The organism is Streptomyces lomondensis, from assembly GCF_014651035.1.
GTDB lineage: Bacteria > Actinomycetota > Actinomycetes > Streptomycetales > Streptomycetaceae > Streptomyces > Streptomyces lomondensis.
On the sequence record NZ_BMWC01000013.1, the window covers coordinates 39,360 to 63,400 of the forward strand.

Here is a 24,041-nt window from a genome sequence, read left to right on the forward strand (position 1 = left end):
ATCCGATAGCAATCGGACACGTGTCGTAGCACTTGTGAGCAGTGCTCATATCGGCCGGGTAACGGAAGGGCTCCGCAACCGGAACCCTCTTGACGCCGTCCTCATCCATCAGCGTGACTGCACAAGGTGCACGCGCGCGTGCACGCGTTTTTTGTACACAACCAGATCGTACGGCCAGTGAACCGAAGGGGGCCCGGATGAGACTGCTGCTCGTCGAGGACGACAACCACGTCGCCGCCGCCCTGTCGGCGGTCCTGGCACGGCACGGGTTCGACGTCACGCACGCGCGCAGCGGCGAGGAGGCCCTCCAGGCGCTGGTCCCCGAGAGCGACGGCTTCGGTGTCGTCCTGCTCGACCTGGGCCTGCCCGACCAGGACGGATACGAGGTCTGCGGCAAGATCCGCAAGCGCACCAGCACCCCGGTGATCATGGTCACCGCGCGCTCCGACGTGCGCTCCCGGATCCACGGCCTCAACCTCGGCGCCGACGACTACGTGGTGAAGCCCTACGACACCGGGGAACTGCTCGCCCGCATCCACGCGGTCAGCCGGCGCACCTCCCACGAGGACACCTCCAGCGGCATCGAGACCGAACTGCGTCTCGGCCCGGTGCACATCGAGCTGCCCACGCGCCGGGTCAGCGTGGACGGGTCGGTGATCCAGCTGACCCGCAAGGAGTTCGACCTGCTGGCCCTGCTCGCGCAGCGGCCCGGGGTGGTGTTCCGCCGGGAGCAGATCATCAGCGAGGTGTGGCGGACCAGCTGGGAGGGGACCGGGCGCACCCTGGAGGTGCACGTCGCGTCCCTGCGCGCCAAGCTGCGCATGCCCGCTCTCATCGAGACCGTACGCGGAGTCGGCTACCGGCTCGTCGCGCCTGCCGGGTAGCGGGGCCGGGTGCGCACTCGTCTGCTCCCGCTGCTGATCGTCCTGATGGCGGCCGTGCTGCTCGCGCTCGGCGTGCCGCTCGCCGTCAGCCTGGCCGGCGCCCAGCAGCAGAAGGTCGTCGTGGACCGCATCGACGACACCGCGCGCTTCGCGGCCCTCGCCCAGTTCGTCACCGACTCGCCCGACGGGACCGCGGGCGCGTTCGAGAACGAGCGCCTGGCGACGCTCAGCAGCGAACTCGACAGCTACCACGAGGTCTACGGCATCCGGGCCGGTGTCTTCTACCGCAGCGGCACTGCCATGGCCCACGCCCCGGCCAGGTGGTCCCTGCCGGAGGAGGGCGAGGTGCGCGAGGCCTTCGACGAGGCGCTGCTCAGCCGCCGCAGCCACGACCCCGAGCAGGTGTGGCCCTGGCAGCGCCGCAACCTCGTGGTCGCCTCGCCGGTCATCCGGGACGGGGACGTCGTCGCGGTCGTCGTCACCGACTCGCCCACGGGGCAGATGCGCTCGCGCACGCTGCACGGCTGGCTGGTCATCGGCGCGGGCGAGTTCGCCGCGATGCTGCTGGCCGTCGGCGCCGCCCTGCGGCTGACCGGCTGGGTGCTCAAGCCCGTACGGGTCCTGGACGCCACCACCCACGACATCGCCACCGGGCGGCTGAAGTCCCGGGTGGCCGCGGCCGGAGGGCCGCCGGAACTCAGGCGCCTGGCCCGGTCGTTCAACGAGATGGCGGACAACGTCGAGGACGTGCTGGAGCAGCAGCGCGCCTTCGTCGCCGACGCCTCGCACCAGCTGCGCAACCCGCTCGCCGCGCTGCTGCTGCGCATCGAGCTGCTCTCCTTCGAACTGCCCGAGGGCAACAAGGAGATCGCCTCGGTCCAGGCCGAGGGCAAGCGCCTCGCGCAGGTGCTGGACGACCTGCTCGACCTGGCGCTGGCCGAACACACCGAGGCGGACCTGAGGATCACCGACATCGGCGAGCTCGCCGCCGAACGCGTCGCGGCCTGGGCCCCGACCGCCGACGCCAAGGGCGTGCGCCTGCTGGGCGACTGCCCGCCCACGACCGCGTGGGCCGACCCGGTCGCGCTCTCCAGCGCGCTGGACGCGGTGATCGACAACGCGGTGAAGTTCACGCCCGAGGACCAGACCGTCGAGGTGACCGTCGCCTCCAACGGCGGCACCTCCACCATCGTCGTCACCGATCACGGCCCGGGCCTCACCGACGAGGAGCTGGCCCGGATCGGCGACCGCTTCTGGCGCAGCGGCCGGCACCAGAACATCAAGGGCTCGGGCCTCGGACTGTCCATCTCCCGGGCGCTGCTCGCCGCGGGCGGCGGCTCGATCGCGTTCGACCGCAACGAGCCGCACGGACTGCGGGTGACCCTGCGGGTGCCCCGCTCCGGGCCTACGGCTTGACCGACTGGTAGTAGCGCTGGGCGCCGACGTGCAGCTGGAGCGGGTCGGTGTAGATCGCCGTGCGGACGTCGACCAGCTGGGCGGAGTGGACGGTCGCGCCGATGCCGTCCCGGCTGTCGAGCACCGTACGGGTCAGCCACTCGGTGAGCCGGGGATCCATGTCGCTCCGGGTGACCAGCAGGTTGGACACCGCCAGGGTGGGCACCGGGTCGCCGCGCTGGATGGTGGGGTAGGCCGACTCCGGCATCTTGGTGGCGCGGTAGTACCGCGTGGCGCCGCCCTGGTCGTGCAGCTTGGCCACGAGTCCGGCGTCGATCGGCACGAACCGGAAGGCCGACGCCGACTTCTTGGCCAGCCGGCTGAGCCCGTCCGTGGGCAGTCCGCCCGACCAGAAGAAGGCGTCGAGGCCGTGTCCCAGCCGCTTGGGCCCGGTGTCGATGCCGTCCGACGACGGCTTGATGTCCTTCTCCGGGTCGATTCCGGCCGCCTTGAGCACGCCGTTCGCGATCAGCCGCACACCGGAGTCGGGCAGCCCTATGGCCACGCGCTTGCCCCGCAGGTCCGCGACGGAGCGGATGTCCGAGTCCGGCGGTACGACGAGCTGCACGTAGTCGTCGTACAGGCGCGCGACACCGCGCAGCCGGCCGGCGCCCGCGCCGTTGTCGAGCTTGTACGTGGCGACCGCGTCGGCCGCGGCGATCGCGAAGTCGGCCTTGCCGGTCGCCACGTCCGCGACGTTCTCCTGCGAACCGGCACTGGTCAGCAGCCGCACCTTCAGATCCGGCATGTCCTTGTCGATCTCGGCGCGCAGGAGCTCGCCGTACTCGTGGTAGACCCCCGCGCGCGTGCCCGTGCTGAACGTGATCGTGCCGGCCGGCGGCGCCTCGGCCCAGGGGCGCAGCCACCACAGCAGCAGCCCGAGGACCACGAGGGAGGCGGCACCGCCCTGGAGGGCCCGGCGCCTGCCGATACGGGGGAAGGTCCTGGACATGCGCGAGATCCTGCCAGCCCCGGTGCCCCTCTGACCAGGGGCGGGCCCCGGCCGGGCGGAGGGGAGTGTCAGTGGCGGCCACTACAGTCGGCCCCATGAGCTCCTCGCCCGCCGACCTGGTCCGTGAATTCCACCGCGCCTTCGGCCTGGACGCCCGCAGCACCCCGACGGAAGTCTCTCCGGAACTCGCCGCCCACCGCGGCGAACTCCTCGCGGAGGAGGCCGCGGAGGTCGCCGAGGTGTCGGTGACCGGCCCGCTGGACCGGCTCGCCCACGAACTGGCGGACGTCGTCTACGTCGCGTACGGCACGGCCCTCGTCCACGGCATCGATCTCGACGCGGTGCTCGCCGAGGTCCACCGCTCCAACATGACCAAGATCGGCCCCGACGGCTCTGTCTCCCGCCGTGAGGACGGCAAGGTCCTCAAGGGCGAGCACTACGAGGCACCGGATGTGCCGGGGGTACTGCGGAAGCAGGGATGGGTGCCGGGCGGAGTGACTGACCTTCCCGGGCCGCGGGGTGGCTGACCCGAGCTGCCCGGGCTGCCCGGGCTGCGGGGTGGCTGACTCGGGCCGCCCAGACCGCCCACCCCCTCCTCAGTCCGCCACCGGTGCCTCCGCCTCCGTCGCCCGGGGCGCCGCCTCCGGGCGACCAGGCTCGCGGCGGCGCGCCCACCAGGTCGCCACGGGCTCCGTGTAGCGCGCGGTGAGCGGGCCCAGGACGACCAGAATCAGGACGTAGGCCGTGGCCAGGGGGCCGAGGGACGGTTCGATGCCGGCCGCGACCGCGAGCCCCGCGATGACGATCGAGAACTCGCCGCGGGCCACCAGCGCGCCGCCCGCCCGCCAGCGGCCCTTGACGGAGATCCCGGCCCGCCGGGCCGCCCAGTACCCGGTGGCGATCTTCGTCAGCGCGGTGACGACGGCCAGGCCCAGGGCCGGCAGCAGGACGGGCGGGATGCTGGACGGGTCGGTGTGCAGCCCGAAGAAGACGAAGAAGACCGCCGCGAACAGGTCACGCAGGGGGCTCAGCAGGGTGTGCGCACCCTCCGCCACCTCGCCCGACAGCGCGATGCCCACCAGGAAGGCCCCGACGGCCGCCGACACCTGGAGCTGCTGCGCGACACCCGCGACCAGGATCGTCAGGCCCAGCACGACCAGCAGCAGCTTCTCCGGATCGTCGCTGGAGACGAACCGCGAGATGACCCTGCCGTAGCGCAGGGCCAGGAACAGCACGAGCCCCGCCGCGCCGAGCGCGATCGCCAGGGTCATGCTGCCCGCCAGCAGCCCGGCCCCCGCCACCAGCGCCGTCACGATGGGCAGGTACACCGCCATCGCCAGGTCCTCCAGCACCAGCACGCTGAGGATCACCGGCGTCTCCCGGTTGCCGACCCGGCCCAGGTCGCCGAGCACCTTCGCGATCACGCCGGACGACGAGATCCAGGTGACACCGGCCAGGACGACGGCGGCCACCGGCCCCCAGCCCAGCAGCAGCGCCACCGCGGCCCCGGGCAGCGCGTTGAGCGCGCAGTCGACCAGACCGGACGGGTAGTGGGTCTTGAGGTTGGAGACCAGATCGCTCGCCGTGTACTCCAGGCCCAGCATCAACAGCAGCAGGATGACGCCGATCTCGGCGCCCGTCGCGATGAACTCCTCGCTCGCGCCCAGCGGCAGCAGACCGCCCTCGCCGAACGCCAGACCGGCCAGGAGGTACAGCGGTATGGGCGACAGCTGGAAACGGGCGGCGAACCGGCCGAGGAGGCCGAGGCCGAGAATGATGGAACCGAACTCGATCAGCAGGACCGCGGAGTGCACCGGCTCACTCCCGCCCGAGTATCGTCGCGGCCGCGTCGACGCCCTCACGGGTGCCGACGACGATCAGCGTGTCACCGCCCGCCAGCCGGAAGTCCGGCGCGGGCGACGGGATGGCCTCGGCCCGGCGCAGCACCGCCACGACCGACGCGCCCGTGTCCGTCCGCATCCGAGTGTCGCCCAGCACCCGCCCGTTCCAGCGCGAGGTCGCTGCCACCTCGACCCGCTCGGCGACCAGCCCCAGGTCCGTGGTGTACAGCAGACTCGGGCTGTGGTGGGAGGGCTTCAGCGCGTCGATCAGCGAGCCCGCCTCCGAGCTGGTCAGCCGCAGCGACTGCGCACAGGAGTCGGGATCGTCGGCCCGGTACACGTTCACCGTGCGCGTGCCGTCGCGGTGCGCCACCACCGACAGATGGCGGTGTTCCCGGGTCTCCAGGTCGTACTGGACCCCGATACCCGGTAGCGGCGTCGCCCTCAGGCGCGGAGCTGACACGTTTCTTCCCCTAGTTCGTCTTGTTTGTATTGCTTTTGCCGGTGTTGTGACTGGTGTCGATCATCGGACGGGCCACGTCCGCATGCTGTCATCCGGCCGTACGGTGACGACATGGGTGTCGTGACGGATATACGCGGCGGCCGGTCGCCGGAGAGGGTGGAGCGGGCGGTGTCGTACGCGAGGGCCGGAAAGGGCGGATCCAGGAACGTGTCGTTGTTCTGGCGGATCTTCTCGCTCAACGCCGCGGGCCTGGTCGTGGCCACCGCGCTGCTGCTCGGCCCGGTCACCGTCTCCACCCCCGTCCTGGCGGGTGAGGCGGTCGTCCTGCTCGGCGGCCTGGCGGTGCTGCTGGCGGGCAACGCCCTCGTACTGCGCTTCGGCCTCGCGCCCCTGCAACGGCTGGACCGGGCCATGGCCACCGCCGACCTGCTGCGCCCGGGGTCCCGCCCGGTGGTGGCCGGCCCGGCGGAGGCGGCCGGGCTGATCACGACGTACAACACGATGCTCGACCGGCTGGAGGCCGAGCGGGCCGCGGGTGCCGCCCGGGCGCTGTCCGCCCAGGAGAGCGAGCGGCACCGGATCGCCCGGGAACTCCACGACGAGGTCGGGCAGACCCTGACCGCCGTCCTCCTCCAGCTCAAGCGCGTCGCGGACCGGGCGCCCGAGGACCTGCGCGAGGACGTGGGCCAGGCGCAGGAGGCCACCCGGGCCGGCCTGGACGAGATCCGGCGCATCGCCCGCCGGCTGCGCCCCGGTGTCCTGGAGGAGCTGGGACTGGCCAGCGCCCTGCGCTCGCTCGCCACCGAGTTCACCACCCACGGGCTGACCGTGCGCCACCACGTCACCGGCGACCTCCCCGCCCTCACCCCGGAATCGGAACTCGTCGTCTACCGGGTGGCCCAGGAAGGCCTCACCAACACCGCCCGGCACGCCGCCGCCGACCGAGCCGAACTCCGGCTCCGGCCGGTGCCCGGCGGCGTCGAACTCCTCGTACGCGACAACGGCACCGGCCTCGGCACCGCATCCGAGGGCGCCGGCATCACGGGGATGCGTGAACGCGCCCTCCTGGTCGGCGCCGCCCTCACCGTGGAACCGGCCCCGGGCCGGGGCACCGACGTGCGGCTGCGCGTCCCCGTGACGGAAGGACCCCGCTGATGTCCCCTCCGATCCGCGTCCTGCTCGCCGACGACCACACCCTCGTCCGCCGGGGGGTGCGCCTCATCCTCGACGGGGAACCGGACCTGACCGTGGTGGCCGAGGCCGGAGACGGGGCCGAGGCCGTCGCGCGGGCCCGGGACACCGCCGTGGACCTGGCCGTCCTGGACGTGGCCATGCCCCGCATGACCGGCCTCCAGGCGGCCCGCGAACTCTCCCGCCGGCTGCCCGATCTGCACATCCTGATCCTGACGATGTACGACAACGAGGAGTACTTCTTCGAGGCGCTCAGGGCCGGAGCCAGCGGCTACGTCCTCAAGTCCGTCGCCGACCGCGACCTGGTCGAGGCGTGCCGGGCGGCCGTGCGGGACGAGCCGTTCATCTACCCGGGCGCCGAGCGGGCCCTCGTCCGCTCCTACCTGGAGCGGCTGCACCGGGGCGACGGCCTGCCGGAACGCGCCATCACCGAACGCGAGGAGGAGATCCTCAAGCTGGTCGCCGAGGGTCACACCTCGAAGGAGATCGGCGAACTCCTCTTCATCAGCGCCAAGACGGTCGAACGCCACCGCGCCAACCTCCTGCAGAAGCTCGGCATGCGCGACCGCCTGGAGCTGACCCGGTACGCGATCCGGGCCGGTCTCATCGAGCCCTGAGCGCGCGAGCCGCGTTGTCCACAGGCGGCCGGGCCACGTCCGCCGACCGCCTACCCTTGTCCCCATGAGCAGCATCGACCGGAGCCAGTCAGTGGGCGGCACGCGCACGTACGAGGTACGCACCTACGGGTGCCAGATGAACGTCCACGACTCCGAGCGATTGGCCGGACTGCTGGAGGACGCGGGCTACGTCCGCGCCCCCGAGGGCGCCGACGCGGCCGACGTCGTCGTCTTCAACACCTGCGCCGTGCGCGAGAACGCCGACAACAAGCTGTACGGCAACCTCGGCCACCTCGCGCCGAAGAAGGCGAGCCGCCCCGGCATGCAGATCGCGGTCGGCGGCTGCCTGGCGCAGAAGGACCGCGACACCATCGTGAAGAAGGCGCCCTGGGTGGACGTCGTCTTCGGCACGCACAACATCGGCAAGCTCCCGGTCCTGCTGGAGCGCGCCCGCGTGCAGGAGGAGGCGCAGGTCGAGATCGCCGAGTCCCTGGAGGCGTTCCCCTCGACGCTGCCCACGCGCCGCGAGAGCGCGTACGCGGCCTGGGTGTCGATCTCCGTCGGCTGCAACAACACCTGCACGTTCTGCATCGTCCCGGCCCTGCGCGGCAAGGAGAAGGACCGCCGCCCCGGCGACATCCTCGCCGAGATCGAGGCCCTGGTCGCCGAGGGCGTCTGTGAGGTCACGCTGCTCGGGCAGAACGTCAACGCGTACGGCTCCGACATCGGCGACCGCGAGGCCTTCAGCAAGCTGCTGCGCGCCTGCGGGAGGATCGACGGCCTGGAGCGCGTCCGCTTCACCTCCCCGCACCCGCGCGACTTCACCGACGACGTCATCGCCGCCATGGCCGAGACGCCGAACGTGATGCCGCAGCTGCACATGCCGCTGCAGTCCGGCTCGGACCCGGTCCTGAAGGCGATGCGCCGCTCCTACCGCCAGGAGCGCTTCCTCGGGATCATCGAGAAGGTCCGCGCCGCCATCCCGCACGCCGCGATCAGCACGGACATCATCGTGGGCTTCCCCGGCGAGACCGAGGAGGACTTCGAGCAGACGCTGCACGTGGTGCGCGAGGCCCGCTTCGCCCAGGCGTTCACCTTCCAGTACTCCAAGCGCCCCGGCACCCCGGCCGCCGAGATGGACGGCCAGATCCCCAAGAAGGTCGTCCAGGAGCGCTACGAGCGGCTCGTCGCCCTCCAGGAGGAGATCTCCTGGGAGGAGAACAAGAAGCAGGTCGGCCGCACGCTGGAGCTGATGGTCGCCGAGGGCGAGGGCCGCAAGGACGACACGACCCACCGCCTGTCCGGCCGCGCCCCCGACAACCGCCTCGTCCACTTCACCAAGCCGGACCAGGAGGTCCGCCCCGGCGACGTGGTCACGGTGGAGATCACCTACGCCGCCCCGCACCACCTCCTCGCCGAGGGCCCCGTCCTCGACGTGCGCCGCACGCGCGCGGGCGACGCCTGGGAGAAGCGGAACGCGGCCGAGCAGGCCAAGCCGGCCGGCGTGATGCTGGGCCTGCCGAAGATCGGCGCCCCGGAGCCGCTGCCGGTCGCGGCGAGCGGCTGCGGCTGCGACTGAGGGCGGCTGCGTCAGCCATTGCGGCTGCGTCGGCCCTTGCGGCCGCGTCAGCCGTAAAACAGGGCTCGGGTTCCCCGGGCGCAGGAGGCGCCCGCAGCAGGTGGGACGCGGCCGTGGTCGGCGTGCGTGGTCGGCGTGCGTGCGGGCGGACCCTGAGGACTACCCTGCCGATCATGCTTGTCGCCGCCGCTGTCTGCCCCTGCCCGCCCCTGCTGGTTCCCGAGGTCGCCGCGGGCGCCGCCCCGGAGCTGGACGCCGCGCGAGCCGCCTGTACGGACGCACTGGGCGTGCTCGCCGCCGCCCGGCCGGACCGGCTCGTGGTCCTCGGGCCGGTGGACGGCGCCGGGTTCGAGCCGTATCCGGAGGGCGCGCGAGGGTCGTTCCGGGGCTTCGGCGTCGATCTCGACGTACGGCTGGGACGGGCCGAGGGCGCCGACGCCGAACGGCCGCTGCCGTACGCGCTGGCGGTGGCCGCCTGGCTGCTGGAGCGGACCGGGTGGTCCGACGCGCCGGTCGAGGGACTCGGCGTGGGGGATCGGCTCGCGCCCGAGCGGTGTGTCCGGACCGGCCGGGACCTCGCCGGACGGGCCGGGCGGGTGGCCCTGCTGGTGATGGGTGACGCCAGTGCCTGCCGGACGCTCAAGGCCCCGGGCTATCTCGACGAACGGGCGGCGCCTTTCGACGCGGAGGTCGCGCGGGCGCTCGGCGCGGCGGACCGGGCCGCCCTCACCGGGCTGGACACCGGGCTCGCCCACGAGCTGAAGGCGTCCGGCCGGGCGCCCTGGCAGGTCCTGGCGGGCGCGGCCGAGGGCGCGGGCCTCGGCGGATCACTGCTGTACGAGGACGCGCCGTACGGAGTGGGCTACCTCGTCGCCAGCTGGTCGTAGACCGGCCCGGCAGGGCACGGGAAACGGCGGACGGCCGGGAGCGCTCATGCTCCTCGGCCGTCCGCCGATGTGCCCTTCAGTGTGCCGTTGTGCGTTCAGGAAGCGGGCGGGGGTGCGTCCGGAGGCGGTGTGGTGCCGCTCGCGCCGGGCGGCGGTGTGGTGCCGCTCGTGCCGCTCGGCGGTGTGGTGCCGGGTGGCGGTGTCGTGCCGCTCGGCGGGGTGGTACCGCTCGGCGGTGTCGTGCCGCTGGGGCCGGGCGGCGACGTCGTGCCGCCCGCGTCCCGTCCGCTGTCACTCTTGTGCGCGAGTCGGTCCATGGCCTCCTTGGCCCTGCCCGTGCCCGACTGGATCCTGTCGCTGTACTTGCCCTTGGTCCTCTTGTCGACGACCTGCGCGGCCTTGTCGAGGCCGTGCTGGATCTTGTCCTCGTGCCGCTGTGCGAGGTCCGAGACCTTGCCCTTGGCCGGGCCCAGCTTGGCCTTCACGTTGTCCAGGAGACCCATGGTTCACCTTCCCTCGCGCGGGGCGGTCACGTGCGGGCGCCCTCACCGGCCTCGTTGTCGGCCGCCTTGTCGGAGGACTGCTGCTTGGGGATGTCGACGCCTTCGGTCTCGGTGACCTCGGCGGCGGCCTCGGCAGCCGGCTTGTCCGCTTCCTTGGCCCCGTCGGCCCCCTTCGCCTCCGCAGCCTCGGCTGCCTCCTCCGCCTCGGCACCGGCCTTCGCCGTGTCGGCCTGGGCCTCGGCGGCAGGCGTCTCCGCCGTAGCCTTCGACCGCCGGAGAAGTCGTGCAAAAACGCCCATATCCACTCCATACGTTACTCGTGCGGGCGAAATCCCGCGTTGCCCGGTGCGTCCGTTTGCGCTGCCCGGGCCACCGCCTCTGTGATCCGGCGGCAGGAACCTCGCAACGGGCAACGACCCCGGGGCCGTGGCGTCACGTAACTCGTTCGAGACCGGGGTTCGAGGTTTGCGAGACTGGGTCGGTGAGCAGTGCACCCCCCGCCCCCCGCGTCATCGCCGTCGTCGGCCCAACAGCGGCCGGAAAGTCCGATCTGGGCGTCTTCCTGGCCCAGCGTCTCGGCGGCGAGGTCGTCAACGCCGACTCCATGCAGCTCTACCGAGGGATGGACATCGGCACCGCCAAGCTGACGCCCGAGGAGCGCGGTGGCGTCCCGCACCACCTCCTGGACATCTGGGACGTGACCGTCACGGCGTCCGTCGCCGAGTACCAGCGCCTGGCCCGGGAGCGGATCGAGGCGCTGCTCGCCGAGGGCCGCTGGCCGATCCTGGTCGGCGGCTCCGGGCTGTACGTGCGCGGAGCCGTCGACAACCTGGAGTTCCCCGGCACCGACCCCGAGGTCCGGGCCCGCCTGGAGGAGGAGCTGACCCTGCGCGGCTCGGGCGCGCTGCACGCCCGGCTGGCCGCCGCCGATCCCGAGGCCGCCCGCGCGATCCTGCCGAGCAACGGCCGCCGGGTCGTCCGGGCCCTGGAGGTGATCGAGATCACCGGCAGGCCCTTCACCGCCAACCTTCCCGGCCACGACTCGGTGTACGACACCCTCCAGATCGGCGTCGACGTGGCCCGGCCCGAGCTGGACGAGCGCATCGCGCGCCGGGTCGACCGGATGTGGGACGCCGGCCTCGTGGACGAGGTGCGCGCACTGGAGGCGCAGGGGTTGCGTGAAGGGCGTACGGCCTCGCGCGCGCTCGGCTACCAGCAGGTGCTCGCGGCGCTCGCCGGGGAGTGCACGCTCGACGAAGCGCGGGCCGAGACCGTCCGTGCCACCAAGCGCTTCGCGCGCCGTCAGGATTCATGGTTCAGGCGGGATCCGCGGGTGCACTGGTTGAGTGGGGCTGCGGCCGATCTCACAGAACTTCCGCAGCTCGCGCTGTCCTTGGTCGAACGACCGGTTACAGCCTGATCACGTCATGGCATCGGGACGCCCAGGCCGTCATCCGGTCCTTCGACGGCGTGCCATCATCGAGCTTCGATCGACCGAGTTGAGTCCTAGTTGGGAGGGCGCGTGGCGATGGAGGCCGGCCCTCGCGACACCGCACAAGGCACCGATCACATCACCGCCGACCGGGATGAACCGGAGCGCCGGGACGACCCGGAGTTCGGGGACGGACCGGAGCAGGAGACGGACCGTCTCAGCTCCGACGGGCCCGACGAGACGCAGGGTGTGACGGACGACGGCCCCGAGCCCGACGAGATGTTCGCGGGCGAGGTCGAGGTCGAGCTGCGCCCGCAGCGCCGGCTGCGCATCTGGCAGCTCGCGCCCATCGTGGGCCTGGCGGCGCTCGGCTCCCTGATGTTCGCGTTCCCGCTCGCCTTCGACTTCGGCGACAGCGGGGCCGTCATCGCCATGCTCGGCCTGCTGATCTGCTCGTGCGCGGCCGGCTGGGGCATGATGGCGGCCCGCCGCGTCGGCTACACCTGGCCGGGCCTGCCGGCCAGGGGCTCGGGCCGCAGACCCGACTGGCGCGTCGTCCTCGCGTACGCCGTGATGGTGGCGGCGGTGGTCGTCCTGGCCGTGTGGCGGGTAGCCAGACTCCGCTGAAGGCGCCCGTCAGGGGCGCGGGGAACTACGCGACAAGCCACGACGCACCCGCACACCGCGACGCACCCGCACACCGCGACGCACCCGCACACCGCGACGCACCCGCACACCCACGACGAATCCGCCCCGCCCCCACCGCGGAGCAGACCGTACGATCGAGGGCATGAGCACGCGGATCGCCTTCCTCAAGGGTCACGGCACCGAGAACGACTTCGTGATCGTCCCGGACCCCGAGAACGCCATCGACCTGCCCCCGGCCGCGGTCGCCGCCCTGTGCGACCGCCGCGCGGGCATCGGCGGTGACGGACTGCTGCACGTGGTGCGGTCCGCCGCGCACCCCGAGGCCCGGCACCTGGCGGCCGAGGCGGAGTGGTTCATGGACTACCGCAACGGCGACGGCTCGATCGCCGAGATGTGCGGCAACGGCGTGCGGGTGTTCGCGCGCTACCTCCAGCGCGCCGGGCACGCGACCGAGGGAGACCTCGCGGTCGCCACGCGCGGGGGCGTGAAGACCGTCCACATCGCCAAGGACGGCGACATCACCGTCGGCATGGGCAAGGCGCTGCTCCCCGAGGGCGAGGTCACCGTGAGCGTCGGCGAGCGCAGCTGGCCCGCGCGGAACGTGAACATGGGCAACCCGCACGCGGTCGCCTTCGTCGACGACCTGGCGCACGCCGGCGACCTGTACTCCCCGCCGCCCTTCAGCCCGGCCTCCGTCTACCCGGACGGGGTGAACGTCGAGTTCGTCGTCGACCGTGGCCCCCGGCACGTCGCGCTGCGCGTGCACGAGCGCGGCTCCGGCGAGACCCGCTCGTGCGGCACGGGCGCGTGCGCGGTCGCCGTGGCCACCGCCCGCCGCGACGGCACCGACCCCGCGGTCACCGGCACGCCGGTGACGTACACCGTGGACGTCCCCGGCGGCACCCTCGTGATCACCGAGCGGCCCGACGGCGAGATCGAGATGACGGGCCCGGCGGTGATCGTGGCCGAGGGCGAGATCGACGCGGACTGGCTGGCGACCGCCGCGGCCGGATGAGCAGGGGACGACCGGCCTGAGCTGTGACGCGTGCACGGCCGCTCGACCCGAAACAGCCGTTGATAACCGGCCACTTGGCGGGAATCGGGTCGCTGCGGGCTGGATGCAGGGGGGTACAAACCTCACATTCGTCCCTCGAATGGGTGATCAGTTTCACGCTCGGCGAGAGGCGGTCAGCCGCACGTGGTGGGCTCGATAGCATCAAGCACCGGCCCGGACGGGGAACCGAAGCCGCCCCCTGAGCCGTGTCCGCCCTGGGGCACCCCGTCCGCCGGTTGACGCAGCCGGAGGTGCCCATGAGTGCGGAGGCCACGAATTCCGTGACCCCAGGCCCGATGCCGGGCGCGGTGTCAGGACCGGTGACGCCGACAGCCCCCCGCAGAAAGGCCCGCCCCCGGATCGACCTGCGCCGCCTCGGCCGTGCCGCGCTCCTCGGCCCCGCCGCCCGCGGCCGGCTGCCCGACGCCATCAGCCACGTCGTCGAGGCCCACCGCGCCCACCACCCCGACGCGGACCTCGAACCCCTGCGCCGCGCCTACGTCCTGGCCGAGTCCTCGCACCGCGGCCAGATGCGCAAGAGCGGCGAGCCGTACATCACGCACCCGCTCGCCGTGACCCTGATCCTCGCCGAACTCGGCGCCGAGACCACCACGTTGACCGCGTCCCTGCTGCACGACACCGTCGAGGACACGGACGTGACGCTCGAACAGGTCCGCGAGCAGTTCGGCGAGGAGGTCCGCTACCTCGTCGACGGCGTGACCAAGCTGGAGAAGGTCGACTACGGCGCCGCCGCCGAGCCCGAGACCTTCCGCAAGATGCTCGTCGCCACCGGCAACGACGTCCGCGTCATGTCGATCAAACTCGCCGACCGGCTGCACAACATGCGCACCCTCGGCGTCATGCGCCCCGAGAAACAGGAGCGCATCGCGAAGGTGACACGTGACGTGCTCATCCCGCTCGCCGAGCGGCTCGGCGTCCAGGCGCTCAAGACCGAGCTGGAGGACCTGGTCTTCGCGATCCTGCACCCCGAGGAGTACGCGCACACCAGGGAGTTGATCGTCCGCAACGCCGCCCGCGCGGACGACCCGCTCGCCGAGGTCGCCGACGAGATGCGCACCGTCCTGCGCGAGGCGGACATCCCGGCCGAAGTCCTCATCCGGCCCCGCCACTTCGTCTCCGTGCACCGGGTCTCGCGCAAACGCGGCCGGCTCCGCGGCTCCGACTTCGGCCGCCTGCTGGTCCTGGTGAACGAGGACGCCGACTGCTACGGCGTCCTGGGTGAACTCCACACCTGCATGACGCCGGTGGTCTCGGAGTTCAAGGACTTCATCGCCGTACCGAAGTTCAACCTTTACCAGTCGCTGCACACCGCCGTCGCCCGTGCGGACGGCCAGGTCGTCGAAGTCCTCATCCGCACGCACCAGATGCACAAGGTCGCCGAGGCCGGAGTCGTCGCCCTCGGCAACCCGTACGCGCCCGCCCCCGACGACCCGGCCGACGGTGAGCGGGTCGACCCCACCCGCCCCGGCTGGCTCTCCCGGCTCCTCGACTGGCAGGAGGCGGCACCCGACCCCGACCACTTCTGGTCGACCCTGCGCGAGGACCTCGCCCAGGACCGCGAGATCACCGTCTTCCGTCCCGACGGCGGCACGCTCGGCCTGCCCGAGGGGGCGACCTGCGTGGACGCCGCGTACGCGCAGTACGGGGATGACGCGCACGCGTGCATCGGCGCCCGCGTCAACGGCCGCCTGGCGACGCTGAGCACGGTCCTGAAGGACGGCGACACCGTCCAGCTCCTCATGGGCCAGGACCCGGCGTCCGAGCCCTCCCGGGAGTGGCTGGAGCACGCGCACACGCCCGCGGCCCGGATCGCCATCCAGCGGTGGCTGGCCGCCCACCCGGCGCAGGCCGAGGCCCAGCAGTCGGACGCGCGGGACGCCCAGGACCGGGCCGCGCACCGGCCGGCCGTCGACGTACCCGAACCGGACGGGGCCGCCGAGCAGCCCGCCGACCGGTCCGCCGCCGGCAACGTCCTCACGGACCGGCCCGGCGCGGCCGTCCGGCTCGCCGGCTGCTGCACGCCCGTACCGCCCGACGAGATCACCGGCTTCGCCGTACGCGGGGGAGCGGTCACCGTGCACCGCGCCGAGTGCGCCGCGGTGGCGCGCATGAGGGACGGGGGGCGTACGGAGGTCGGCGTGCGCTGGGGGGAGGCCACCGAGTGCCGGGTCACGCTGGTCGCCGAATCGTTCGTCCGTCCCCATCTGCTCGCGGACCTCACGGAGGCCATGGCCCTCGAAGGCGCCGAGATCGTCTCCGCGACCGTCGAGCCCCCGACCCAGCAGCAGGTGCGTCACACGTACACCGTGCAGCTCCCGGACGCGGCCCACCTGCCCGCCCTCATGCGCGCGATGCGCAACGTGGCCGGGGTGTACGACGTGAGCCGGGCGCAGCCGCAGACGCAGGGCGGCTGAGGCGGCAGGCGGCGCAGGCCCCCGTCCCCGGTTCGGGTGGGCCGGTCGCGCGTCGCCCCGGCCGGGCACGCGCGCGCTGATAGCCGTGGGGCATGCTCCCGACCCCCCACCGTCAAGCCACCACCCACGCCCGCCGGCGCCGGACGGCCGCCGTCCTGCTCGCCTCCGCCGTCTCCGTCTGCCTCGTCGCCGCGAGCGCCCCCGCCGTCCCGCTCGGCGTCGGCGACCGCCTCTTCCCCTACCTGGGCAACCCCGGCTACGACGTCGCGTCGTACGACCTCTCCTTCACCTATCCCGGCAACAACAGCGAGCCGCTGCGCGCCGTCACCACCATCGACGCCTGGACGACCGCCGACCTGGACCGCGTCAACCTGGACTTCGCCCACGGCACGGTCCACTCGGTCGAGGTCGACGGCGAGCCCGCGGAGTTCCGCACCGCCGGCGAGGACCTGGTGATCACGCCCGAGGACTCCGTGTCGGACGACAACTGGATGCGGATCATCGTGCGGCACACCAGCAATCCCGTGCCCGCCAAGGGCCGCGAGGGCGGCTGGGTGCGCACCGCGGACGGCCTCGCCATGGCCAACCAGGCCGACGCGGCCCACCTGGTGTTCCCCTGCAACGACCACCCCTCCGACAAGGCGGTGTTCACCATCAGGGTCACCGCGCCCGACGGCCACACGGCGGTCGCCAACGGCCTGCCCGCCGGCGTGGACAGGTCCGGCGGCTCGACCACGTGGACGTACCGGACCCAGCACCCCATGGCCACCGAGCTCGCCCAGGTCTCCATCGGCCGCTCCACGGTGCTGCACCGCACCGGCCCGCACGGGCTGCCCGTACGGGACGTCGTGCCGACCCGGTACCGCAAGGCCCTCGAACCCTGGCTGGCGAAGACCCCCGCCCAGATGGAGTGGATGGAGAGCAAGGTCGGCCGCTACCCCTTCGAGACGTACGGCCTGCTCATGGCCGACGCCTCGACCGGCTTCGAACTGGAGACCCAGACGCTCTCCCTTTTCGAACGGGAGCTGTTCACCGAGCCCGCCTACCCCGCCTGGTACGTCGAGTCGATCATGGTCCACGAGCTGGCCCACCAGTGGTTCGGCGACAGCGTCACCCCCCGCACCTGGTCCGACCTGTGGCTCAGCGAGGGACACGCCACCTGGTACGAGGCGCTGTACGCCGAGGAGCAGGCCGACAAGCCGATGCGGGACCGCATGAAGGCCGCGTACGGCGCCTCCGACCGCTGGCGCGCCGCCGGCGGACCGCCCGCCGCCCCCAAGGCCCCCGAGCCCGGCCGCAAGACCGGCATCTTCCGGCCCAACGTCTACGACGGCGCCGCGCTCGTCCTGTACGCCCTGCGCCAGGAGATCGGCCGCCCGGCCTTCGAACGCCTGCAACGCGCCTGGGTCGGTCGCCACCAGGACGACACGGCCACGACCGAGGACTTCGTCCGGCTCGCCGCCGAGATCTCCGGGCGCGACCTCGACGGCTTCTTCCAGGGCTGGCTGTACGGAGAGAAGACCCCGCCGATGCCGGGGCACCCGGACTGGAAGCCGGAGGCACCCGCGAAGCCGGCCGCTCCGGCCGTGGTGGCCGCTGCGGCGGGAACGGCTCGCCGATAACACAGTGACGAGACGCCCCGTGCCGTGCGACCATCGTCATGTCGGCGCGGCACGGAGCGCCGGGAATCTCCCGGAGCGCCCGTACGTTGTGGACAGTGACGGCACAGCTCACAGCGCTCCGCCGCCGACATCGGTTTCCCAGCTACGTAAGGATCCAATGACCTCCTCTTCTTCCCCTTCCCAGGACACCAAGCGCTTCGCGCACAGCCACCCCGAGGGTCTTCGGGCCGATGCCCTGATGGAAGAGGACGTCGCCTGGAGCCACGAGATCGACGGAGAGCGGGACGGCGACCAGTTCGACCGCTCCGACCGCGCGGCTCTGCGCCGTGTGGCGGGCCTCTCCACCGAGCTCGAGGACGTCACCGAGGTCGAGTACCGCCAGCTCCGCCTGGAGCGGGTCGTCCTCGTCGGCGTCTGGACGTCGGGGACCGTGCAGGACGCCGAGAACTCCCTCGCGGAGCTCGCGGCCCTCGCGGAGACGGCGGGCGCGCTGGTGCTCGACGGTCTGATCCAGCGCCGCGACAAGCCCGACGCGGCCACCTACATCGGCTCCGGCAAGGCCGAGGAGCTGCGGGACGTCGTCCTGGAGACGGGCGCGGACACCGTCATCTGCGACGGTGAGCTCAGCCCGGGCCAGCTCATCCACCTCGAGGACGTCGTCAAGGTCAAGGTCATCGACCGTACGGCCCTGATCCTGGACATCTTCGCCCAGCACGCCAAGTCCCGAGAGGGCAAGGCGCAGGTCGCGCTCGCGCAGATGCAGTACATGCTGCCGCGGCTGCGCGGCTGGGGTCAGTCGCTGTCCCGGCAGATGGGCGGTGGCAAGGGCGGCGGCCTGGCCACCCGTGGTCCCGGTGAGACCAAGATCGAGACGGACCGGCGGCGGATCCGCGAGAAGATGGCGAAGATGCGCCGGGAGATCGCGGAGATGAAGACCGGCCGCGAGATCAAGCGCCAGGAGCGCAAGCGCCACAAGGTGCCCTCGGTCGCCATCGCGGGCTACACCAACGCCGGCAAGTCCTCGCTGCTCAACCGCCTCACGGGCGCGGGCGTGCTGGTCGAGAACGCCCTGTTCGCGACCCTCGACCCGACCGTGCGCCGGGCCGAGACCCCGAGCGGACGGCTGTACACGCTGGCCGACACGGTCGGCTTCGTCCGCCACCTGCCCCACCACCTGGTCGAGGCGTTCCGCTCCACGATGGAGGAGGTCGGCGAGTCCGACCTGATCCTGCACGTGGTGGACGGTTCGCACCCGAACCCGGAGGAGCAGCTGGCCGCGGTCCGCGAGGTGATCAGGGACGTCGGCGCCACCGACGTGCCCGAGATCGTCGTGATCAACAAGGCCGACGCGGCCGACCCGCTGACGCTCCAGCGGCTGCTGCGCGTCGAGAAGCGGTCCCTGGCCGTCTCGGCCCGCACCGGCCAGGGCATCGCGGAACTGCTCGCGCTCATCGACAACGAGCTGCCGCGCCCGTCGGTCGAGATCGAGGCGCTCGTGCCGTACACGCACGGCAAGCTGGTCGCCCGCGCTCACGCCGAGGGCGAGGTGATCTCCGAGGAGCACACCCCGGAGGGCACCCTGCTCAAGGTGCGGGTGCACGAGGAACTGGCGGCGGAGCTCACGCCGTACGTTCCGGCGCCGCTCGCCTGACCGGCCACCTAAGAGGCCCGCCCCCGAGCTGATCGGGGACGGGCCTTCTTGGTGTGCGCGGGTCAGCGGCCGCCGTACGTCCTGCTCATGTTCTGGTAGAGCGCCTCGGCGTCCCGGCCCAGCTGCGGGCCCGCCAGCCAGCTGTTGTCGGCCGGGCCGATCGACGTGTTGGAGACCAGCACGGACTTGCCGTTCAGCACCCGGAACCAGCCGCCGCCGGACGAGCCGCCGGTCATGGTGCAGCCGATGCGGTACATCGTCGGCAGGGCCGGGGAGAGCGAGAACCGGCCGGGGACGTCGACGCACTTGAACATCTTCAGGCCGTTGTAGGGCGGCGCGGCCGGGTAGCCCCAGGCGCCCATCTTGGCCGCCTCGGCCGCGCTCGGGGCGGAGAAGTCGACGTCCAGCGCGGCGCCGACCGTCTCCTCCAGGGACTTCGCGCCCTGCTCCGGCTTCACATGCAGCACGGCGTAGTCGTACGCGGCCCCGTCGCCGCCGGTCTCCGAGCCGCCCTGGATCCACTGGTTCGAGGTCGAGGCCCAGTCCGCCCACCAGTTGCCGTACGGGGCGATCTCGGTCGGGTTCGCGTTGCTCAGCTCCGCCTCGGACTTGCCGAGGTCGTTGTAGGCCGGGACGAACACGATGTTGCGGTACCAGCCGCCGTTGCCGCCGGCGTGCACGCAGTGGCCCGCCGTCCACACCAGGTTGGACTTGCCCGGGTGGTTGACGTCCTTGACGACCGTGCCCGAGCAGACGGCCGGGCCGTCGGGGGAGTCGAAGAACACCTTGCCGACCGGCGCCGCGTTGCGGTGGTACGGCGTCTTCTCGGCCTGCGCCTGGACGGGCGCCGGGTCCGGGTCGCTGACGCCCTGGCCGGCCGACGCGTCCTTCGTCGTGACCGTCTTGTTCGCCTCCTCGGCGGACTGCATCCGCTCCGGCTTCCAGAGGCCCTCGATCACCGGGTTGACGAAGTCCTTGGCCTCACTGAGCCACTTGTCCCGGTCCCAGTCCTTCCAGCCGCCGTCCTTCCACCGGTCGACGTCGATCCCGTGCTCCTTGAGCTTGCCCGCGAGGTCGGCCGGGATCTCCACCTTGCCGCCGCCGTCCGCGGCGGCCTGGGAGGTGGAGGCGTCGGGCTTGTCGCTCTCCGAGTCCGCCGAACCGCCACAGGCGGTCGCGGTGAGCGCCAGAGCGGCGACGAGCCCGGTCGCGGCGAGCGCGGTACGCCACCCGCGCCGAGGTGCTGCGGGCGTACGTGTGGAACGCATGGTGCGATGACCCCCGTTGGTGCGTACGAATGTGGTGCTGGTGTGTATGCCATGGGCGTGGGCGCCGGAGCCAGCCCCGGCGCGACACCCCACTATGCCGGTGGAGTTGAGGGCGTACCGGGGTGGGGTGGTGAAGGTTTCCGTGAGCCCGGGGGCCGGTGCGCTGGGTACTTCGCCGGGGCGCCGGGCGCGTTCGGGGGCGCGTTCCGGGGCGCGCTGTGGGGCGCCTTTCGGGGGCGTTCGGAGGGCGGCAGGCTTGGTGGCGGTGCGTGGGCGCCGGGCGTGGTGGCGGTGGGTGGGCGCCGGGCGTGGGGCGCCGGGCGCGTTGCCGGTGCGAGGGGCGCCAGGCGCGTGGCCGATGCGCCGGGCGCCGCCCCACCGCCGAGCTGCTCAGCCGACGCTCACCGGCCCGCGAACTTCTCGCTGACCGAGTCGTACACGCCCTTCGCGACCTCACCCAGGCGCGGTCCGGCCAGCCAGCCCGACGTCACCGGGCCTATCGAGGTGTTGGACACCAGGGCCGGCTCGCCGTCCGAGCCCGTCGCGACCCAGCCGCCGCCCGACGAACCGCCGGTCATGGTGCAGCCGATGCGGTACATCGTCGGATCCGACGCGGTGACCGACAGCCGCCCGGGCCGGTCCTGGCACCGGTACAGCTTCTGCCCGTCGTACGGCGGCGCGGCCGGGTAGCCGATCGCCGTGATGCCGGCGACCTTCGGTACGGCCGGAGCCTTGAAGTCCACCGGCAGCGCCGAACCGACCGTCTCCTCCAGCGACTTCCCGCCGCTGCCCTTCTCCGGCGTCACATGGATGACCGCGAAGTCGTACGGCGCGCCGTCGCCGCCCGTCGAGCCGCCCTGCTCGATCCACTGGTCCGAGGTCTGCGCCCAGTCGCCCCACCAGACACCGTAGGGGGCGACGTCCTCGCGGGTGGCGTTCTCCAGCTCCTGCACCGGCTTGCCGTCGTCGTTGTACGACGGCACGAACGCGATGTTGCGGTACCAGCCGCCCTTCTTGCCCGCGTGCACGCAGTGGCCCGCCGTCCACACCAGGTTGGACTTGCCCGGGTGGGCCGGGTCCTTCACCACCGTCGCCGAGCAGACGGCCGACCCCTTGGGGGAGTCGAAGAACACCTTCCCGGCCGTGGGAACGGCGGCGTGGTACGACGGCGGCACGGCCTGCGCCTCGACCGGCTCGGGCGTGGGGTCGGTGACGCCCTGGTCACCGGAGAGGTCGCTGTCGTCGACGCCCTGGTCGGGCTCCTCGGCCTCCCGCATGCGGTCCGGGTCCCAGAGCCCCTCGATGATGGGGTTGATGTACTCGTTGGCTTCGCGCAGCCAGTCGTCCCGGTCCCAGTTCTTCCAGGCGCCGTTCTTCCACTTGTCGATGTCGATCCCGCGCTCGCGGAGCCGGTCCCTGATGTCGTCCGGGATCCTGAGCTTGCCGTCGTCGGAGGCGGTGGCGGACGCGGAGGCCTCGCCGCCCGCCGCGGCGTTCCCCGACTCGCAGGCGGTGGCGGTCAGCGCGAGCGCCGAGGCGAGGGCCATGGCGGCCAGCGCGGGGGAGTTCCTGCGGCGCGCCCTCCCCCCTCGGCTGGCGGTGGACGACGGCCGTGTGGATCGCATGATCTGACTCCCCCTGATGGTGACGAACATGGACGAAACCGGTGCTTCGGCCGTGGATTTCCGCTGTCTCACGGGGACTTGGGGCCGACTCACCGCGTCGGGAACGGCACCACACACTATGCGGTGGCTGTGGGGGAGGCCCGACGGAACAGCAACAGTTCCGTCACGGAAAGGATCTTGAGACAACCCGTAACCGCGTGAGCGGTCCGGGGTTGGTAGCGGTGGGGGGCCTGCTGTCTGTACGCGGTCCTCTGTGCCCGTGCCCAGTGGGAGGTCAGGGAAGTCGTGGCGGAATCCACCCATGGGGGATGTGCGTCAGAGGAGGCCGCTGTGGGGCGTATGCCGGTGAAGGACCTCCCAGGCGGTGCCGTCGGCGACAACGGATCAGGTACGCGCGCCGCGCACGAGGGGATCCAGCGCCGCCAGTCCGCGCGCGAGTCCGCGGCCCGGACCTACGCCCGGGCCCTGCCGATCGTGCCGGTGCGCGCGCGGGGGCTGACCATCGAGGGCGCGGACGGCCGCCGCTACCTGGACTGCCTCTCGGGCGCCGGCGCGCTCGCCCTCGGGCACAACCATCCGGTCGTCCTGGAGGCCATCCGCAAGGTCCTCGACTCCGGCGCGCCGCTGAACGTCCTCGACCTGGCGACCCCCGTCCGGGACGCCTTCATCACCGAGCTGTTCCACACCCTGCCACCAGGGCTCGCCGACCGGGCACGTGTGCGGTTCTGCGGGCCGGCCGGCAGCGACGCCGTGGAGACCGCCTGCGCACTCGTACGCGCGGCGACCGGCCGGACCGGCATCGTCACGTTCACCGGCGCCTGCCACGGGAGCACCACCGGGCCGCTCGACGCGCCCGCCGGTGCCCACGAACAGGTCGTCCGTCTGCCCTACCCGCGCGACTACCGCTGCCCGTTCGGCGTCGGCGGCGCACGCGGGGCCGACCTCGCCGCCCGCTGGACCGAATCCCTGCTCGACGACCCCGGGCCGGGCCTCCCGCTCCCCGCCGGGATGATCGTCGAGCCCGTCCAGAGCGAGGGCGGGGTGATCCCCGCACCGGACGCCTGGCTGCGCCGCATGCGGCAGCTCACGGCCGACCGGTCCGTCCCGCTGATCGCCGACGAGATCCACACGGGCGTCGGACGGACCGGCGCCTTCTGGGCCGTGGAGCACAGCGGCGTGACCCCCGACGTGATGGTCCTCTCCCAGGCCATCGGGGGCAGCCTGCCGCTGGCCGTCGTGGTCTACCGCGACGACCTCGACGCCTGGGAACCCGGCGCCCACGCCGGCACCTTCCGCGGCAACCAGCTCGCCATGGCCGCCGGCACGGCCACCCTCGCCCACGTCCGGGAGAACCGCCTGGCCGAGCGCGCGGCGACTCTGGGCGCGCGGATGCTCGGCCGGCTCCAGGAGCTGGCCAGGGAGCTTCCGTGCGTGGGGGATGTGCGCGGGAGGGGGCTGATGATCGGCGTCGAGCTGGTGGATCCGGAGGCGGAGCCGGGAGTCGGGCGGGCGCCGGGGCACGCGGGCGACGGTGAAGCGGAGTCGACGGTGACGCCGGACAGCGTGCGCCGTCCGCATCCCGTCGCCCCCGAACTGGCAGCCGCGGTCCAGCGGGAATGCCTGCGGCGTGGCCTCATCGTCGGACTCGGCGGCCGTCACGCCGGCGTCGTACGGCTGCTGCCGCCTCTGACGATCACCGACGAACAGGCGGCCGCCGTGCTGGACCGTCTGGCCGAGGCGGTCCGGGCGGCGGCCCGGTGCCGCGAGGCGACCCGGCAGCAGCGCCGTACCCGCGAGTGAGCCTCGCCGGAGCGCGAGTTCGTGGCATGAGCGCTCACGCCGCGAGTCTTCGCGCTCCCCCAGCCCGCCGAGCCGGACTCCACCGCTCGCGGACCCCGACCGTACGACCAGGAACCACCCCACGAGGTAGCCGT

The 24,041-nt window shown here is 72.6% G+C and carries 21 protein-coding genes; 14 read left to right on the plus strand and 7 right to left on the minus strand.

Annotated elements, in window-relative coordinates; all coding sequences use genetic code 11:
• Nucleotides 1-197 precede the first annotated feature (197 nt).
• The gene (locus IE255_RS32825) at nucleotides 198-884 is read left to right on the plus strand and encodes a response regulator transcription factor (RefSeq protein WP_190054049.1); all 687 of its coding nucleotides are present in this window, start codon (nucleotides 198-200) and stop codon (nucleotides 882-884) included.
• Between the two features lie 9 nt (nucleotides 885-893).
• A complete protein-coding gene (locus IE255_RS32830; protein WP_190054050.1) occupies nucleotides 894-2,300 on the plus strand; it encodes a sensor histidine kinase in 1,407 nt (468 codons plus the stop codon).
• On the opposite strand, the gene IE255_RS32835 is transcribed toward IE255_RS32830, so the two are convergent.
• On the minus strand, nucleotides 2,290-3,291 hold the full coding sequence (locus IE255_RS32835) for a TAXI family TRAP transporter solute-binding subunit (protein WP_190054051.1): 1,002 nt from the start codon (nucleotides 3,289-3,291) through the stop codon (nucleotides 2,290-2,292). The genes IE255_RS32830 and IE255_RS32835 overlap by 11 nt on opposite strands.
• A 95-nt stretch (nucleotides 3,292-3,386) precedes the next feature.
• On the opposite strand from IE255_RS32835, the gene IE255_RS32840 reads away from it, so the two are divergent.
• Nucleotides 3,387-3,818 carry a pyrophosphohydrolase domain-containing protein gene (locus tag IE255_RS32840; protein ID WP_190054052.1) on the plus strand — a complete coding sequence of 144 codons (432 nt, stop codon included), beginning with the start codon at nucleotides 3,387-3,389 and terminating at the stop codon, nucleotides 3,816-3,818.
• A gap of 69 nt (nucleotides 3,819-3,887) precedes the next feature.
• Here the strand turns inward: IE255_RS32840 and IE255_RS32845 are convergent, their stop codons facing one another.
• Nucleotides 3,888-5,105, minus strand: coding sequence for a cation:proton antiporter (locus IE255_RS32845; RefSeq protein WP_190054053.1), 1,218 nt, complete (start codon nucleotides 5,103-5,105; stop codon nucleotides 3,888-3,890).
• Between the two features lie 4 nt (nucleotides 5,106-5,109).
• Nucleotides 5,110-5,595 (minus strand): cation:proton antiporter regulatory subunit, encoded by a 486-nt coding sequence (locus tag IE255_RS32850; RefSeq protein WP_114255686.1) that lies wholly within the window; start codon nucleotides 5,593-5,595, stop codon nucleotides 5,110-5,112.
• A 111-nt stretch (nucleotides 5,596-5,706) separates the two neighbouring features.
• Here IE255_RS32850 and IE255_RS32855 point away from each other — a divergent pair, with 111 nt between their 5' ends.
• The 4 genes from IE255_RS32855 (at nucleotide 5,707) to IE255_RS32870 (ending at nucleotide 9,869) form a co-directional block, all read left to right on the plus strand.
• The gene (locus tag IE255_RS32855; protein WP_229906690.1) at nucleotides 5,707-6,750 is read left to right on the plus strand and encodes a sensor histidine kinase; all 1,044 of its coding nucleotides are present in this window, start codon (nucleotides 5,707-5,709) and stop codon (nucleotides 6,748-6,750) included.
• The gene (locus IE255_RS32860) at nucleotides 6,750-7,403 is read left to right on the plus strand and encodes a response regulator (protein ID WP_190054054.1); all 654 of its coding nucleotides are present in this window, start codon (nucleotides 6,750-6,752) and stop codon (nucleotides 7,401-7,403) included. Before IE255_RS32855 ends, IE255_RS32860 begins: the two co-directional genes overlap by 1 nt.
• 64 nt (nucleotides 7,404-7,467) lie before the next feature.
• Entirely contained in the window at nucleotides 7,468-8,982 is a 1,515-nt protein-coding gene (miaB, locus tag IE255_RS32865) for a tRNA (N6-isopentenyl adenosine(37)-C2)-methylthiotransferase MiaB (RefSeq protein WP_190054055.1), read from the plus strand.
• A gap of 173 nt (nucleotides 8,983-9,155) precedes the next feature.
• On the plus strand, nucleotides 9,156-9,869 hold the full coding sequence (locus IE255_RS32870; protein ID WP_190054056.1) for a class III extradiol dioxygenase subunit B-like domain-containing protein: 714 nt from the start codon (nucleotides 9,156-9,158) through the stop codon (nucleotides 9,867-9,869).
• A 95-nt stretch (nucleotides 9,870-9,964) separates the two neighbouring features.
• Here IE255_RS32870 and IE255_RS32875 read toward each other — a convergent pair whose 3' ends face one another.
• Complete coding sequence (locus tag IE255_RS32875) at nucleotides 9,965-10,372, minus strand: antitoxin (protein ID WP_190054057.1); 408 nt, start codon at nucleotides 10,370-10,372, stop codon at nucleotides 9,965-9,967.
• A 26-nt stretch (nucleotides 10,373-10,398) separates the two neighbouring features.
• On the minus strand, nucleotides 10,399-10,671 hold the full coding sequence (locus tag IE255_RS32880) for a hypothetical protein (protein ID WP_190054058.1): 273 nt from the start codon (nucleotides 10,669-10,671) through the stop codon (nucleotides 10,399-10,401).
• A gap of 182 nt (nucleotides 10,672-10,853) precedes the next feature.
• On the opposite strand from IE255_RS32880, the gene miaA reads away from it, so the two are divergent.
• The 6 genes from miaA (at nucleotide 10,854) to hflX (ending at nucleotide 19,214) form a co-directional block, all read left to right on the plus strand.
• Entirely contained in the window at nucleotides 10,854-11,792 is a 939-nt protein-coding gene (miaA, locus tag IE255_RS32885) for a tRNA (adenosine(37)-N6)-dimethylallyltransferase MiaA (protein WP_031116931.1), read from the plus strand.
• 108 nt (nucleotides 11,793-11,900) lie between these two features.
• Complete coding sequence (locus tag IE255_RS32890) at nucleotides 11,901-12,431, plus strand: hypothetical protein (RefSeq protein ID WP_190054161.1); 531 nt, start codon at nucleotides 11,901-11,903, stop codon at nucleotides 12,429-12,431.
• Between the two features lie 163 nt (nucleotides 12,432-12,594).
• Nucleotides 12,595-13,467, plus strand: coding sequence for a diaminopimelate epimerase (gene dapF, locus IE255_RS32895; RefSeq protein WP_190054059.1), 873 nt, complete (start codon nucleotides 12,595-12,597; stop codon nucleotides 13,465-13,467).
• A gap of 296 nt (nucleotides 13,468-13,763) precedes the next feature.
• The gene (locus tag IE255_RS32900; protein WP_190054060.1) at nucleotides 13,764-15,941 is read left to right on the plus strand and encodes a RelA/SpoT family protein; all 2,178 of its coding nucleotides are present in this window, start codon (nucleotides 13,764-13,766) and stop codon (nucleotides 15,939-15,941) included.
• 92 nt (nucleotides 15,942-16,033) lie between these two features.
• Nucleotides 16,034-17,563, plus strand: coding sequence for a M1 family metallopeptidase (locus IE255_RS32905; RefSeq protein WP_190054061.1), 1,530 nt, complete (start codon nucleotides 16,034-16,036; stop codon nucleotides 17,561-17,563).
• A 157-nt stretch (nucleotides 17,564-17,720) separates the two neighbouring features.
• Nucleotides 17,721-19,214, plus strand: a complete 1,494-nt coding sequence (gene hflX, locus IE255_RS32910; RefSeq protein WP_190054062.1) for a GTPase HflX — start codon at nucleotides 17,721-17,723, stop codon at nucleotides 19,212-19,214.
• Between the two features lie 62 nt (nucleotides 19,215-19,276).
• Here hflX and IE255_RS32915 read toward each other — a convergent pair whose 3' ends face one another.
• Together IE255_RS32915 and IE255_RS32920 are read right to left on the minus strand one after the other, a co-directional pair.
• Complete coding sequence (locus IE255_RS32915; protein WP_190054063.1) at nucleotides 19,277-20,482, minus strand: trypsin-like serine peptidase; 1,206 nt, start codon at nucleotides 20,480-20,482, stop codon at nucleotides 19,277-19,279.
• Between the two features lie 401 nt (nucleotides 20,483-20,883).
• Nucleotides 20,884-22,107 (minus strand): trypsin-like serine peptidase, encoded by a 1,224-nt coding sequence (locus IE255_RS32920; RefSeq protein WP_190054064.1) that lies wholly within the window; start codon nucleotides 22,105-22,107, stop codon nucleotides 20,884-20,886.
• Nucleotides 22,108-22,446: 339 nt separating this feature from the next.
• On the opposite strand from IE255_RS32920, the gene IE255_RS32925 reads away from it, so the two are divergent.
• Complete coding sequence (locus IE255_RS32925) at nucleotides 22,447-23,907, plus strand: diaminobutyrate--2-oxoglutarate transaminase family protein (protein ID WP_190054162.1); 1,461 nt, start codon at nucleotides 22,447-22,449, stop codon at nucleotides 23,905-23,907.
• The last annotated feature ends 134 nt before the right edge of the window (nucleotides 23,908-24,041 follow it).